We start from the raw sequence: 14,865 nt of genomic DNA on the forward strand, positions 1-14,865 counted from the left end.
CGCGCTGCGCACGTACTCCGGGTCGGCGTAGGGAATGCCGAAAACATCCACCGTCACGCCATTGACGGCAAGCGTCACCGGCTGATCGCAGGTGGCCAAATCGGTGAGGATGTGTAACCCGGCCTGGCGCAGGTGACGCGCCCCAAACCCGAGCCGCGCAGCGCCATCGTGGTTGCCAGAGATCATGATGACCGGCAGGCCACGTTTCTCGCACAGCTCGGCCAGTATCTCATCCAGCAGGGTCACCGCCGCTGCCGGAGGCACCGAGCGGTCGTAGATGTCACCAGCAATCAGCACCGCATCCACGCGCTCACGGTCGATGATCGTCAGCAGCTGTTGCAGGACATGACGCTGGTCGTCCAGCAGCGAGAGATTGTGAAACAGCCGACCCAAATGCCAGTCGGCGGTATGAAGTAGTCGCATGACAGGCTCGATCCAGAAAGTATGAGCGCATCATACCAACCCGATGGCCAACGACGCACAAAAGCCGAGCACAAAAAGCCCCGCACGAGGGCGGGGCCGGAGCCTGGTGGCTTCCCGCTGGCCCACCACAGGAGCCAGCGGCGACACACCGGGTTAGTTGCGGAACGCGTCCGGGTATGTGGTCAAATCCACGCCCCAGAGTACTGGCAACATGAAGTAGACCGCCGCGGCAATCAGGAACATGGAAATGATGTTCAGCCAGAAGCCGTTGCGCACCATCTCCATGATGGTGATCTTGCCCGTGGCAAAGATGATTGCGTTGGGCGGCGTGCCCACCGGCAGCATGAAGGCACAGTTGGCCGCCATGGCCGCAGGTACCATCAACACGAAGGGATGGATGTTCAACGCCAGCGCCAGCGACGCCAGTACCGGCAGAATCATCGTGGCCGTGGCCGTGTTCGAGGTGATTTCCGTGAGGAACAGCACCATGCCCGTGGCCAGCAGAATCACCAGCATGAAATTGACGCCTTCCAGAACGCTCATCTGACCGCCAATCCAGGACGCCAGGCCCGAAGAGCCGAAGCCCGCCGCGATGGCCAAACCGCCCCCGAACAGCAGCAGAATGCCCCAAGGCACGTCTTTCGCTACGCTCCAGTCCAGCAGGCAGCCGCCTTTGGAGGGCGAAGGAATCAGGAACAGCGCAATGGCCGCGGCAATCGCGATCATGGTGTCGTTGATGCCAGGAATGTTGATGATCTGCCCCTGCCACAGGAACGAGCGGGTGATCCAGAAGAATGCCGCGAACAGGAAAACGCCCAGTACGGCTTTCTCTTCGAAAGATATCTTGCCCAGCGCCTCTTTCTCCTTGCGAATCAGCGCACGGCCACCCGGCAGCTTGGCCAGCTTGATGGGATAGATGAAGCGCGTCAGCATGACCCAGCCGATGAACAGCAGGATCACCACCACGGGGAAGGCAAACATCAGCCAGCCCGCAAAGGAAATTTCGACGCCAAACAGCTCGCTGACGATAGCGGCCAGAATGATGTTGGGCGGCGTGCCGATCAAGGTGCCCAGACCGCCGATGGTGCCACCGTAACCCACACCAAAAATCAACGACTTGCTGAACTTGTCGATTTCGGCACTGTGGTCTTCCGAGCTCTTTTTCAGCTCTTCCGTTACCTGGAAGACAATGGCAGTACCAATCGGCAGCATCATCATGACCGCTGCGGTATTGGATACCCACATGGACAAGAAGCCGGTGGCCGCCATGAAGCCAAAGACGATGCTATTGATGCTGGTGCCCAAAATGGAAATGATCGACAGCGCAATGCGCTTGTGCAGATCCCATTTTTCCATGGCCAGAGCGATCATGAAGCCGCCAAGGAACAGGAAGATGATCGGGTTACCGTAGGCCGCCGTCACCGTATTGCCATCCAGGGCGCCGGTAATCGGCAGCAGGATGATGGGCAGTAACGAGGTGACCGGGATCGGAATCGCTTCGGTGATCCACCAGACGGCAACCCACAGCGTGGTAGCCAGCACCATGCGCCCTTCGAAGCTCAGGTCGGCCGGATGGAAAAACAGCAAAACAAAGGCAAAGAGAGCTGGCCCGAGTACCAGGCCAATTTTTTGCGCCGCATTGAAGGCAGGCGGACGCGGAGGCTGATTGCCTGGCTGTGCGTCAGAGGAACCACCTCGCCCAGTGCTGCCCGTGCCAGAAGTAGGCAGCGCACACATGAGGAGGTTTTTTGCTTGGTCGTGGGAATGCCAAAGGGAGTCCCAGAGCGTCATCGTGGCAGTTCTGCGCATTATGAAGTACCGCTCGCAGTCAGGGTGAACGAATGGGCGCCGTACGGGCCAACCCAAGGACAAATGTGCCAGCGCGTCTGGCTTTTTTGAGGTGCCCTTTATTCACTGCCATAAGCCATTAGTCCAGTAAATTGACGGCAATTACAACCAAAGTCTAAACACTTTGGTCGTAATTATTAGCAGTGGCTAAAATGTTGCCCGCAGAGAATCAAGGTGCTTTCAAGACAGAACACAGTGTGACAACAAGCACTGACAAAGCGCTACCGCACAGCACGCCGAGTCTCCGATGGTGGCCAATCAAGCGATGAACACAGCCTCGCAGGCCCCAGCGGCCGTCGCCTGAACCACTCTTACCCAGTTTCCTGAAAGGCTTACTTCGGCTTGCGCTCCCTGAGCGCAAGCCGTTTTTTTAGTCCAGATGCTCCAACGTGACCACGATATCCTGGCGCGAAACGTCGATGTTCCAGAAGGTATAGCTATCGTCATCCTCATCGACCAGGCGAATATCGAAGTAAGGGCTGCGATAGCCCGTCAACGTCACCCGCTGGGTATCACCATTCATCAGCACATCGCTCCCAAGCACGTCCTCTTCCCAACTGGAAGACGACGCCGGGCTCACGTACATGTAATAGATGGTGTATCCGGTACGATTGGTGATATCCACATAGTAGTCGCCTGCCATCACGAACGACGAGCCACACAGCAGCAGTAAAGAGCAGAGCCACACTTTGATACGCATGGGTAGATCCCTAGTGTTTTTTAGAGGAAACCACGGTAGCGCACCAGGCCTGCTGACGCCGAGCCCAGACGCTAGGCTTTGTACGAAAAGTCGGCGAGCGATGGCCAGACAAGGCAAAAATCGGCGAAAAGACGGAGTTTACAAGGTGTAAATGAGTACTTTGATCGGACTCGCGCACGAGCCGATTTTTAACGCCGTATGGGCGAGCGTAGGCAGTTTTCGCGCAAAGCCTAATAGCAGTATATCTCCGGCCCGCCATTTTCGAGATAGCCTTAGGCGCTTTTTTGCTGGTCCCCCACGGCCTCTTCGTAGCTGATAGAATACCGCCCCTTTCAGGCACGGGTTGGCGGCTTGCCAGCTCGCGGCTCCACCGACTACTGCACCCACTACCTGAGAGTTGCGTCATGATAGCTACCGCCACTGCCCTCTTCCGACCACTGTTACAATGGGGGCTCGTACCCCAGATCGTGATGGGGATCATTGCGGGGGTGCTGCTGGCGCTACTCGCCCCTACGGTCGCCAGCGATATTGCCCTGCTGGGCCAACTGTTCATCGCCGCCCTGCAGGCCGTCGCCCCCATTCTGGTATTCGTACTGGTCGCTGCGGCTATCGCGGCACATCGCCAAGGGCAACCTACGCACATTCGTGCGGTGCTGCTTTTATATGGATGTGGAACGCTGATCGCCGCGCTGATTGCGGTGGCCGCCAGCTTCTGGATGCCGACCGAACTGACGCTGGATGCCGGCCAGGTAGACGGCAACCCGCCCAGCGACATTTTCAGCGTACTGCGTGACTTGCTGCTGAACGCGGTCACCAACCCGGTCAGCGCGCTGATGGAAGGCAACTTCATCGCCATTCTGGCCTGGGCGATTGCGCTGGGTCTGGCGCTGCGTCAGGCGGCCGATACCACGCGCCAGGCGCTGCAAGACCTCTCCAATGCCATTACCCGCATCGTGACGCTGGTGATTCGGCTGGCCCCCATTGGCATTTTTGGCCTGGTGGCGGGTACGTTGGCTGAATCCGGTATGCAGGCGCTGCTCAACTATGCCCAATTGCTGGGGGTCATCGTGGGCTGCATGCTGTTCGTCGCCCTGGTGAGCAACCCCTTGCTGGTCTATCTGGTCACTCGCCAGAATCCTTACCCCCTGGTGTTCACCTGCCTGCGCGGCAGTGCCATCACCGCCTTCTTTACGCGCAGCTCGGCGGCCAATATCCCGGTGAACCTGGAACTGTGCCGCCGCCTCAAGCTGGATGCCGATACCTACTCCATCTCCATTCCGCTGGGCGCCACCATCAACATGTGCGGCGCCGCCATCACCATTACCGTCATTACCCTGGCCACCACCCATACGCTGGGTATTGCCGTGGACTTCCCCACTGCCCTGCTGCTGTGCGTCGTCTCGGCCCTGGCGGCCTGCGGTGTGTCTGGCGTGGCCGGTGGGTCGTTGATGCTGATTCCCATGGCGGCAAGCCTGTTCGGCATTCCTACCGAAGTGGCCATGCAGGCCGTGGCAATCGGCTTCGTCATCAGCGTGGTGCAGGACTCCACCGAGACGGCGCTCAATTCGTCCACCGACGTGCTGTTTACGGCTGCCGCCTGCCGGGCGCAAGAGGCGAAGCGCGCGTAGGCGTTTGCCAGGGGGAGTGGCGGCTGACCACAGCCACTCCCACGCACGCCCTCCCACGACGGTTACCCACGATTTTCTCTACGGCCCTCTCACACTACCCGCTGGATGTTTTCAGCAGTCTCGCCAAACGCTCACGCTCATCCTCTTCATAAAAACTCGGGTCATCAAAGAGGTCGCGCTGGGTATCATCGAAGATCATTTCCAACACCTCTGCACTACTTTGCACCATCGGCTCGAAGTGCGCCGTATGCGTGCCCCATGCCCTGACACGGCGGCGGCGATAGAGGGCATAGATACCCAACAGGGTAAAGACACAGGCAATATAGATCGGCAGGCCGTGGCTGCCGACCAGGGTCATCAGAGACCCCGCAGCCACCGGCGCCACGGCACACCCCGCGCCATGCATGACCAGCATATCCGCCGAGCCCGAGACAATTTCATCCGGGTGAAGCTGGTCAATCAACTGCGCTACCGCCAGCGGATAGAGGGAAAACGCCAAACCACCCCAGATAAAATAGAGCCCCAGCAGCACCTCGTGACTGGGTGCAAAGGGCATGGCGGCGGCGGTCAAGGCCGCCAGCAGCACCACCCAGATCATCACCTTGGGGCGATCATGCTTGTCGGAAAAGCGGCCGATGGGGATCTGTAAAAGCGCGCCGCCCATGATCGCCACACTCATGACCCAGCCAACACCGCCAATATCAAACCCCAGTTGCGTGGCGTATATCGGCGTCATCGACCAGAACGCCCCCATGGCCAGCCCGGATAACGCGGCAGAAGCCACCGCCAGCGGCGCAAAGCTCAGCAGTGCACGCAGGCTGCTTTTGGGCCGTTCGGAGATTTTGGGCTGAACGCGACGGGTCAAGGTAATGGGTAACAGCGCCCAGTTGATCAAAATAGCGATCACCACAAAGAGTAGAAACCCTTCCGGCGAAGAGAGGCGAAGCAGCTGTTGGGCGAGTGCCAAGGCACCCAGATTAACCACCATGTATACCGCAAAAATACGCCCCCGCTCATGGCTGGCGGCTTGGCTATTCAACCAGCTTTCGATCACCGTAATTAAGGTAATGAACGCAAGCCCGTAGATCACCCGCAACGGCAGCCATACCCACGGGTCGATAAACACCAGATGCAGCAGCGCCACCGATGAACAAATGGAAGCGCAGAAGCCAAAGGTACGAATGTGCCCCATACGCCGAATCAAGCGCCCGCTTACCCAGGTGCCGCAGATAAACCCGACAAAATAGCCGGACATGATGATCCCCAGCACCGCGCTGGAGAAACCTTCCGCCGTGCCTCGCAGGGTAAGCAGCGTGTTGAGCAGGCCGTTGCCCAGCAACAGCAGTGCCACACTGCGCAGTATCGATTTAACGGGATGGAGCATGGCTAATGAATACATCGCGCTTCCTCGTAGCAGACTCGCTACAGACCATGCATGAAAGATGCCACTGGAAATCTTCTCTACACATGACACGCCCCTGACAGAAGGTCATAATAATTGCCAGGCTAACGTTTCCTACTGACGGCCAAGGGAGTATGCCATCGTGAACCAGTCGATCGAGCCAGCCGATACGAGTCAGCATTCCGCCCTGCGCGCAGGCTTTCAGGGCGTTCGCGAAGCCATCCCTTTGCTGGGTGGCTATGTGCCCGTTTCGCTATCGTTTGGCCTGGTCGCAACCCAGGCGGGCTTCACGACCTGGGAAGCCGCGATCATTTCGGCCCTGATCTACGCTGGCGCCTCGCAGTTTCTGTTCGTGGGCATGATCGCGGCTGGCGCGCCGCTGTGGCTGGTGGTGGCGCTGACCCTGCTGATCAACGTGCGCCATGTGGTGTATGGGCCAAATCTGGCGCCTTTGCTACCCCGTAGCCGCCACTGGCCCTGGCTGATGCACGGCCTGACCGACCAGGTATTTGCCCTGGCGCTCACCCGCCTGCCGCAGCTCCCCGAGGCCAAGCGCTTTGCCTGGTTCGTGGGCGCGTCGCTGCTGGCCTGGGGGGTGTGGGTCCTGGGTACCATCGCCGGAGCCAGCGGTGGCGAAGCCGTCACCGCCCGCTGGCCATTGCTGGGAGAAATCATGCCCTTTGCCCTGCCTGCGCTCTTCCTCACCATGGTGGCACCGCGCTTTACCAGCAAACGCTGGGCGGCCGCCACCACTTGTACCGTGCTGGCCGCACTGGGCTTGACCCTGGCAGGCTGGAGCAATGTGGCCATTCCGCTGGCGGCGGCCTGCGGCGCCTTGTGTTTCTACATCCTGACCTTTCGCAGCCAGGAGCACACGCCATGAGCGCATCGCTGTGGGTTGCCGTGGTGATATGCGCGCTGGGCACGCTATTGATGCGGGTGGTGCCCTTCCTTTGGATGCAGCGCCGCCTGGGTAGCGACACCGGCCTCAATGCCATGCCACAGTGGCTGGTGATCCTCGGCCCGCTGATGATTGCAGGCGTGCTGGGGGTTTCCATCGTTCCCGTCAACCCCAGCCCGACCTCGTGGCTCGCCACGGCCATCGGACTGAGCGTGACGCTGCTGGTATGGCGGCGCCTGCGCTCCCTGGGCTGGCCAGTGGCGGCGGGGGTCGCGGTGTTTGGGGTGGTGGAAGTAGGACTCGCCCTCCTGGGCTAGACAGATAGCACCGTGTGGCACGCTAAGGTGCGCTAGCTGTTCTGGTCATCACAAAACGACGATGCCCTCCCGCTCGGAGCCCTGCGAAGTCCGTCTCCTTCCTCTTGCCCCCGAGTTCTGGCCAGCCACTCCCAGCAGCAGCGAGTTTTCCGTGCGGTCGGTGTGCCCGATACCGGCCATGCGGCTCTTCATCTACCCGCTATCGATGGCGCCTTTTCGATATAGGTGACCGCGGGTTGAAGCGCCCCCCCTTCGTAGCTGCACAAATGGTAATGCAGCCACCAGGAAAACCACATAAGCCACGCTCCTATCTGTCACACCCTGACCCGCAAGTCTGCAAGCTACTGATAAACCAGACTTTGCAAACTGTAGCGCCCTCGAAAATTCATTGATTTTCGATGTATCGAGCTGAAGTAGCCAGACATCATCTCGGTGATCTATGCGTTGGCAGGCCTTCCAGCACTGGTTTACAATACCTGAAATTATACTATTTTTTATAAACCAGATATTTCCCCCTAAACAGGAGAGCGGGCCATGATAGGCGAGCGACTATTGCGTGCACGCAAAGCTGCAGGCCTCTCCATGAAGGCCTTGGCGGATCAAGTGGGCGTGAGCGCCACCATGATCAACAAGTACGAAAAAGAGAAAAGCACGCCAGGGTCCAAGGTGTTGATTCAATTATCAAAAGCCTTGGGTGTACGCAGTGAGTATTTCTTCCGGCCTGTAAAGGCCCAGCTTGAAGGTGTGGAGTATCGAAAACGCGCGTCTACCCCGCAAAAGCTGTTAAATCGCATCGAAGCAGACGTACTGGACCAAGCCGAACGCTGGCAAATGCTGGCGAACTTGTACCCTCGCTTTCCTTTACCGGACTTTGCGCAACCCACAGGTTTACCGGCCCATATTGCCTCTCTCGACGAGGTAGATGCAGTGTCCTACGGGGTGCGGGATGCCTGGGCGCTGGGGCGCAATCCCATCCCAGACTTGATCGACGTATTGGAGGCACACGGCATTCTGGTGATTCTCACCGGGGTGGATGATCTGAATAAGTTCGATGGCCTTCAGGCTTCTGTGGCAGGTAAGCCGTTCATAGTCGTATCACGGCATTGGTCAGGAGACCGTCAGCGCTTTACCCTGGCTCATGAACTAGGGCATCTCATCTTGCATGGGCGGCTTGGGCAAGGCGTAGACGAGGAGAAGGCCTGCAACCGCTTTGCTTCCGCTTTTCTGCTGCCTGAACGCGGCTTGCGGCAACAACTCGGCGAGCAGCGCCATCACCTGGAAGCGCAGGAGTTGTATCTGCTGAAGCATGAGTACGGCATCAGCATGGCGGCTTGCCTTTATCGGGCTGCCGACCTGGGAATTATTGACGAGGGCTATCGCAAACGTGCCTTCATTCGTTTCCGTCAACAAGGCTGGCACAAGGTGGAGCCGGGCGAACCTTATCCTGCGGAAGAGAGCCAACTGTTTGCCCAGTTGGTTTATCGCGCCCTTGGCGAGGGGATCATCAGCGAATCCAAAGCGGCTGAATTGCTCAAGATGCCTTTGATGCAGTTCCACCGTGAGCGCAACCTGGAGCCCCTTGATGCTGTTACTGGTCAGTGATGCCAATATCTTGATCGATATTGAAGAGGGTGGGTTGCTGGAAATGGTTTTCTTGCTTCCCTATCAGTTCGTGACGCCCGATATCCTCTATTACGAAGAACTGGAAGACCAGCATGGGCACTTGCTGGAGCGGGGCTTACAGCTCTTGGAGCTATCGCCGGATTCCATGCAGTATGCTGGCGTTTTGATTGACCGCTATCGTGGGCCTAGTACTCACGACTGTTTTGCACTTGCGTTGGCCAGCCAGGAACACTGCCCACTACTGACGGGTGACCAAGCGCTCCGCAATGCGGCAATAGAGGAACAATTGGAGGTCATGGGTACGCTTTGGCTTGTCGAGGAGCTAGTCAGACAGGGGGTGATCAATGTAATGCGAGCCCATCAAGCTTATGATGCCATGCAGGCCGCTGGGCGAAGACTACCTTGGGCAGTAGCCAAAGCGAGATTGGCCAAACTATAACGCCACCTGCACCCTACGTTGTGCAGTACCGACGCAATATGCCGCAAGCCTTAAGCACCCGTATAGTTTCATAGGTCGATTAAAAGTGATTAACCAGCCCCGCTAGCCAAAGTAGCAACGCGAATATACGTAGACACTTTGTGGACACTGATAGCCGAAAACTGGCGGGCAAGATAAAAACGGCGAGAAAGCCATTGAAAAGTGGTGGGCCCAGTAGGACTTGAACCTACGACCAAGGGATTATGAGTTCTATTATAAAACAATAAGTTACTGACATGCAAGGGAAAGGAACCGTAATCGAGCGAAAGGTACAGTTCTTTAGAATCAGTAGCTTAGCGAAATTTAAGGATAGCACAAGAAGCTGGCGTGTGTACTGCTGGTGTACCTTTTCAGGTCGGCATTAGAGTGGCCTCATGGCCCCCCTTCTGTGCTATCCTGTGGTTACCATGTAACACATGAGGATGGTGTCATGAGCGATGCTACCTTCACCTTTCGGGTCGACGAAAGCCTGAAAGCAGAATTTGCCAGTGCAGCCAAGGCTCACGATCGCACCGGGGCCCAGCTTCTGCGCGACTTTATGCGCAACTATGTAGCGCAGCAGCAGGAAGTGCAGGATTATGATGCCTGGCTGAATGCCAAGGTAGAGCAATCACGGGCCTCGGCAGAAGCTGGTAATCTGATACCTGCCGCCGATGTGGAAGCCAGGTTTGCTGCCCGCCGTGCGGCTACTCGTGCTCGTCTGGCGAAGTCTAAATGATGGAGTTGGTCTGGACGCCAGAGGCGATGCAGGATCGTGACGACATTTACGAATACATAGAGCCAGAGAATCCGCTGGCAGCCTTGACGTTGGATGAACTGTTTTCAGAGAAGGCGGCACAGCTGGTAGACCACCCTGACAGCGGACGGTCTGGCCGTGCTCCTGGATCCCGAGAGCTGGTTGTTCACCCCAGCTATATGTTGGTCTATGACGTTGTGGGGATGCAGGTGCGGGTACTGAGTGTGGTGCATACGGCTCGCCAGTGGCCGCCTTCTCTTGGATAAAAGCTACAGTAATGTTCCGGATGATCAAATCACCTATAGGAGTTATCCTTTGCTATCTGTCAGGTCCCGGATGATTAATTCCTCGTTTTTTGAAGAGCTGGTTCGCACTAAAGCAATATCGACCATAAGCAAGCATCATATGGGCGAGCTAGAGAAGCTTTATATTGTCGGTAGCTGCCGAACACGCAGATCCACATCAACTGTCAAGTATGACTTGACAGTTGATCGCCCTCGAGCAGCTTACGGACCTACCACATCCATCAGCTTAGCGTAGTCTGTTACCACGTCGTACTTCACTTTATCACCGGTGACCTGCTGACTGATCTCGGCGAAGAACTTGCGAGCACATTCAATCTTGGTTTTTTCGATCTCGCGTAGTTTCATGGACGACATCGAGCCCTTGGTTTCAGCGACAAAGTAGATGTGTTTGACGTTACCTTCTCGGAATGAAATAGCCCAGTCCGGGTTGTAGTCGCCCACCGGGGTAGGAATCAGGAAGCCACGTGGCAACTTGGCATAAACCACCACCTCAGTGCTGGTATCAAGCTCGTTGACGAAGCGGCGCTCAACGTCAGAATCAGTAATGGCGTAATCGTAGACATGATTCTTCAGCTTCTGCGTAGCACGTGAGAAATCCTGCCCTGTTTGGCTAGCCATGAAGATATCCACATCATAGCGCTCATCGACTTCATCGTAAGCCAACCGCTCGATCACCATCGCGGCCTTCTGCTCGGTGATCAGCCGGGAGGCCTCGGCAATGAAGTGCTCAGGGTTTTGCCGGAACTGTTGGAACACGGCGGGTTGAATGCCTTGCAGTACTCTGGCTGCCGTCTGGCGTGTCAGTTGCGCATTTTCGGCCACCTTGCCGAGCAGGTCATAGCGCACCCGCGAGTGGATTGAATCACCATATTCCGTGGCGGTCTCTTCGACCTTAAAGCCATCGCCTTTCTTCAATTGCTCATCAGTCAGGTCATCCTGCTGGATACCCTTTTGCACGGTGTATTGAAGCGGGGTTACTCGCAGGCTCTTGTCCAGGGCTGCGATGCACTTGCGGACCAGCTCATCCGAGTCGAAGTCGACACGGTACACCGCTTTGCGATTGATCCTTTGCCACAACGCCTGGAACTCCTTTTTGTCGAAGTTGGCGTTTAGGGGGTTGGTTTTCGGCTTGCGGCCATCCTCGATTTTAGGCAACTGGGCGTCGCTGAACACGCTGTCGATCAGCGCGAAGACCTGATCCGCATAGGGTTTCAGCTCATCCGGCAAATCAGCCAAAGTGCCTTGCTCTTTTGCCTCGTGGTAAGTTGGCGCTATTTGGTCGGTTTCATCGGTGTAGTCATTTTTCACCAGGTAGCGGTATATCTGCTTGGCCATGGCGGCGGTCACGTCCACCGGGCCTTGCTCGGTGGTCAGCTGCTTGCCGGTGAAGTAGGTTTCGGTTGCCTGGCGCGGCCGTGCACTCAGAGTGTCGCTGATCTCTTGCTGTAAACCGGCGACAAAATCCTTGTAGCTCTCACTGGCAATCACGGTCAGTACGTTAATGGTGTGAACCACGGCGGGGTTATCCATACGGTCGCCGTGCTGATCCACCGCCAAGCGTAACCCGCGCCCGACTTCCTGGCGTCGTGAGATGGCGTTGTCGCTGTGTTTGAGCATGCACATGACAAAGACGTTGGGATTGTCCCAGCCCTCGCGCAGGGCCGAGTGGGAGAAGATAAATCTGACCTTTCGTTTAGCTCTGGTTTCTGCATCATCTGCTCCTGTATGGAGCGCCAAAAGGCTCTCTTTGTCCTTCAGAATCAGGTCATAAGCATCCACATCGTCAGAATCAACCGATCGCGCTCCAACTTTAGGGTCTTTCAGACGATTGGTCTTCTTATCGATGGAGAAATAACCGTTGTGTGTGGCTGCTGGGTTGATATCGTCAAGGTACTGCCGGTAGGCTTCATTATCGATTGCCAGCTCAGACAGATATTCGTCCTTCAGCTGCTCATATTCTTCTTCGAAAATTCGTGCATACTCGCCTCGCTCATCAGGCTTATCATAGTCGCGGTACTTGGCTACCTCGTCGATAAAAAACAGCGACAGCACCTTGATGCCCTGGGCAAACAACTGTTTTTCCCGATCCAGATGGGCCTTGATGGTTTCACGAATCTGAATACGTCGGATATCTCGCTCGGACACATCGCCGCTGGCTTCACCGGCCTTCAATACCAGGCCATTGGTGAACTCCACAGTGTCGGTGGTGGCGTCGATCTGACTGATGGTGAAGCCGTCACGATATTGATCCAGCTCGCCGGACTCGGCAAACAGGTCATCGCGAAACTGCAGGCGGCGTAGCTGACGCTTGATCTCACCCGACTTGAGTTTCACCTCCAGCTCGATACGGGCAACTGGCGCCTGCCTGGATATATCGATGCCTTCCAGATACAGATAAGCATTGGTGCCAGCCAGCCCCCGCGTCTGGATGCCACGCACGGCGATCTTCTTGACCAGCTTCTGGTTGTAGGCATCCAGCGCATCCAGGCGGTGAATACGGTTGTGCTGGGTTCGGTGAGTGGCCGAATACCGCAGAATCATCAGCGGCTTGAACCGGGGCAAAGCTTCCATGGTGGCTTTGCCTTCCATCTTCTGCGGTTCATCCAGAATCAGGATGGGGCGGTTGGCGGCGATCACATCGATGGGCTTGCGCGACTGAAAGTCATCCAGCTCGTCGTAGATACGCCGGTTGTCGGCTCCCCTAGCGTTGAAGGCCTGGATATTCATCACCATCACATTGATGCCGGCATCCGACGAGAAGCTCTCCAACTCATGCAGGCGCTTGGAGTTGTAGATGAAGAATCGCGCCTTCTTGCCATAGCTCTCGGTAAAGTGCTCAGCCGTGATCTGTAGTGACTTGTACACCCCTTCACGGATGGCAATGGACGGCACCATGATGATGAACTTGCTCCAGCCATAGCGCTTGTTCATCTCAAAGATCGTCTTGATGTAGCAGTAGGTCTTACCGGTGCCGGTCTCCATCTCTACGTCGAGGTGGATGCGCGTAGCCGCCAGAGCGTCCTTTTTATAAGCCGCCTTGACGGGCACCCGATTGCCCTTGTTGTCGTAGGTCGTGAACTCGGTCAGCGACGTTGCAACTGGCAGGTTTTGGCGTCGTTGGACCGTCTGGATGTTTTCCAACACCTGAGCTTCGCTGAGCACCAGATCAGCGTTTCTGAAGCCATCTTCGTCGAAGGCGCTGGCTTGGGAGTGCTGCCCCGGATCGATCCGGTAGGTCAAACCGTCGAGCAGGGGCTGACCGGCAAAGCAGTCGACCACGGACTCCACGGCGTGGGTCTGGTAGGCCTGGGTTTTAAACTTCAGCTTCATGGCATTCTCTTTCTGCATTCTTTCTGCAAGGCTTTCTGCACGCCGTCGCGCAGAAAGCATCTGATCTTCTATAACAAGCTCATGGCATCAATTGCAGCAACTCACAAGTTTTCCCTGTGAGTTGCTAATGGACCAATCGCTAAGCAATCGCTACCATCACAGGGAGCGCACTTCAGTGCTGGGCGACAATTGGCGGAAGATCTGCTCGACGTTGATTTTTACTGCATCAGAGACAAAGCCATTGTCGCGGAACACCACGCGCAGAGGTTCATGCTTGGCCAATTCCTTGACCAGCTCTTCGGTAATGCCCGTGTCAAAGCAGGCGACCAGAGCGTTGTCATCGACGAAGAACACGGTTTTGTCTTGCAGGGTTTCGCGGCGAATCGGCAGAGTCAGATCCACGCCCCAGTCCACCAGCACCTGGAACAGCAGATCTTCCGGTGTGCGATCCGGTTTGACGTTGTCCACAGCATCCAACAGGTCACCCTGGGACAGTTGATCGGGGCGGTAGTAGATGTCCTTCATATTTGAGGTGTCTAACCGAAGAACACGAAATCCGGGGGATTTGCCTCCATCCTTTTGTAGTTCACTAATTACATTCACTAAGCGCACACGACCCATGTCAAAGATGGTTTTCATCCCAGGCTCAGGGGTACGCAGCGGCTCCGCTATCTGCACGCTAATAAATCGTCTGTTTCCGCTATCAATACGGTTTTGTTCAAGCACTGCATGTGCAGTTGGGGCGCTGCCACTGAAAAAATCCATGATTATTGCGTGCTCATCAGGCTTGGTTGCCAGCTGCACGATTCTTTGCAGCAACGCCACAGGCTTAACCGAATTGAGTACGTTTTCAGTATTTTCAAAAGGCACATATTTGAGCAGGGTTTTCTTGGCATCCTGAGTGTGGCCGACATCTGCATAGAACCATAGAGTCTGAGGCGTGCGGCCGGATGAAACTTCTGATAGGAATTTTTTTACCGCCGGTGAGTTGTTGCCTTCCTTTCCCCACCATATACGGTTATCAGCATCTAGCTCCGAAAACTTTTCCTTGCTAATGCGCCAGTATGTTCCTGTGGGTGGTCCGTCTATTTTTCGACCAGATGGCGAGACAATGGGGTAGATTCCAGCGTCGTAAGGGTTACGAGCAGTCATGTTCTCAGCTTTCCAAGGCCCC

Annotated in this window: 13 protein-coding genes; 7 read left to right on the forward strand and 6 right to left on the reverse strand. The window is 56.4% G+C overall.

Features of this window, described 5'->3' with window-relative positions; all coding sequences use genetic code 11:
* The 3 genes from B7L71_RS03600 to B7L71_RS03610 form a co-directional block, all read right to left on the reverse strand.
* A partial coding sequence (locus tag B7L71_RS03600) for an exonuclease subunit SbcD (protein ID WP_139790040.1) occupies positions 1–423 on the reverse strand: 423 nt, incomplete at its 3' end.
* Positions 424–576: 153 nt separating this feature from the next.
* The gene (locus B7L71_RS03605) at positions 577–2,160 is read right to left on the reverse strand and encodes an SLC13 family permease (RefSeq protein WP_249273167.1); all 1,584 of its coding nucleotides are present in this window, start codon (positions 2,158–2,160) and stop codon (positions 577–579) included.
* Positions 2,161–2,641: 481 nt separating this feature from the next.
* Positions 2,642–2,971, reverse strand: coding sequence for a hypothetical protein (locus tag B7L71_RS03610; protein WP_016916368.1), 330 nt, complete (start codon positions 2,969–2,971; stop codon positions 2,642–2,644).
* A 404-nt stretch (positions 2,972–3,375) separates the two neighbouring features.
* Between B7L71_RS03610 and sstT the strand changes: the two genes are divergently transcribed.
* Positions 3,376–4,599, forward strand: a complete 1,224-nt coding sequence (gene sstT / locus B7L71_RS03615; RefSeq protein WP_081136058.1) for a serine/threonine transporter SstT — start codon at positions 3,376–3,378, stop codon at positions 4,597–4,599.
* 94 nt (positions 4,600–4,693) lie between these two features.
* On the opposite strand, the gene B7L71_RS03620 is transcribed toward sstT, so the two are convergent.
* Positions 4,694–5,998, reverse strand: coding sequence for an MFS transporter (locus B7L71_RS03620; protein WP_081136065.1), 1,305 nt, complete (start codon positions 5,996–5,998; stop codon positions 4,694–4,696).
* A gap of 145 nt (positions 5,999–6,143) precedes the next feature.
* On the opposite strand from B7L71_RS03620, the gene B7L71_RS03625 reads away from it, so the two are divergent.
* From B7L71_RS03625 to B7L71_RS03650, 6 genes are all read left to right on the forward strand, one after another.
* Positions 6,144–6,884: an AzlC family ABC transporter permease gene (locus tag B7L71_RS03625; protein WP_081136067.1), complete on the forward strand. Its 741-nt coding sequence runs from the start codon at positions 6,144–6,146 to the stop codon at positions 6,882–6,884.
* Entirely contained in the window at positions 6,881–7,219 is a 339-nt protein-coding gene (locus B7L71_RS03630; protein WP_081136068.1) for an AzlD domain-containing protein, read from the forward strand. Before B7L71_RS03625 ends, B7L71_RS03630 begins: the two co-directional genes overlap by 4 nt.
* Before the next feature lie 534 nt (positions 7,220–7,753).
* Positions 7,754–8,821 (forward strand): helix-turn-helix domain-containing protein, encoded by a 1,068-nt coding sequence (locus B7L71_RS03635; protein ID WP_081136070.1) that lies wholly within the window; start codon positions 7,754–7,756, stop codon positions 8,819–8,821.
* Entirely contained in the window at positions 8,802–9,281 is a 480-nt protein-coding gene (locus B7L71_RS03640; RefSeq protein WP_081136071.1) for a DUF3368 domain-containing protein, read from the forward strand. Before B7L71_RS03635 ends, B7L71_RS03640 begins: the two co-directional genes overlap by 20 nt.
* 469 nt (positions 9,282–9,750) lie before the next feature.
* A complete protein-coding gene (locus B7L71_RS03645; protein ID WP_081136073.1) occupies positions 9,751–10,038 on the forward strand; it encodes a CopG family ribbon-helix-helix protein in 288 nt (95 codons plus the stop codon).
* Positions 10,035–10,322, forward strand: a complete 288-nt coding sequence (locus B7L71_RS03650) for a type II toxin-antitoxin system RelE/ParE family toxin (protein WP_198023735.1) — start codon at positions 10,035–10,037, stop codon at positions 10,320–10,322. Before B7L71_RS03645 ends, B7L71_RS03650 begins: the two co-directional genes overlap by 4 nt.
* Positions 10,323–10,562: 240 nt before the next feature.
* On the opposite strand, the gene B7L71_RS03655 is transcribed toward B7L71_RS03650, so the two are convergent.
* Together B7L71_RS03655 and B7L71_RS03660 are read right to left on the reverse strand one after the other, a co-directional pair.
* Entirely contained in the window at positions 10,563–13,691 is a 3,129-nt protein-coding gene (locus B7L71_RS03655; protein ID WP_081136074.1) for a type III restriction-modification system endonuclease, read from the reverse strand.
* 156 nt (positions 13,692–13,847) lie between these two features.
* Positions 13,848–14,865: DNA methyltransferase (locus tag B7L71_RS03660; RefSeq protein WP_249273168.1), on the reverse strand; the 1,018-nt coding region annotated here is incomplete at its 5' end.

The sequence above is a fragment of the Halomonas sp. BC2 genome, assembly GCF_002078115.1.
GTDB classification, from domain to species: Bacteria; Pseudomonadota; Gammaproteobacteria; order Pseudomonadales; family Halomonadaceae; genus Vreelandella; species Vreelandella stevensii.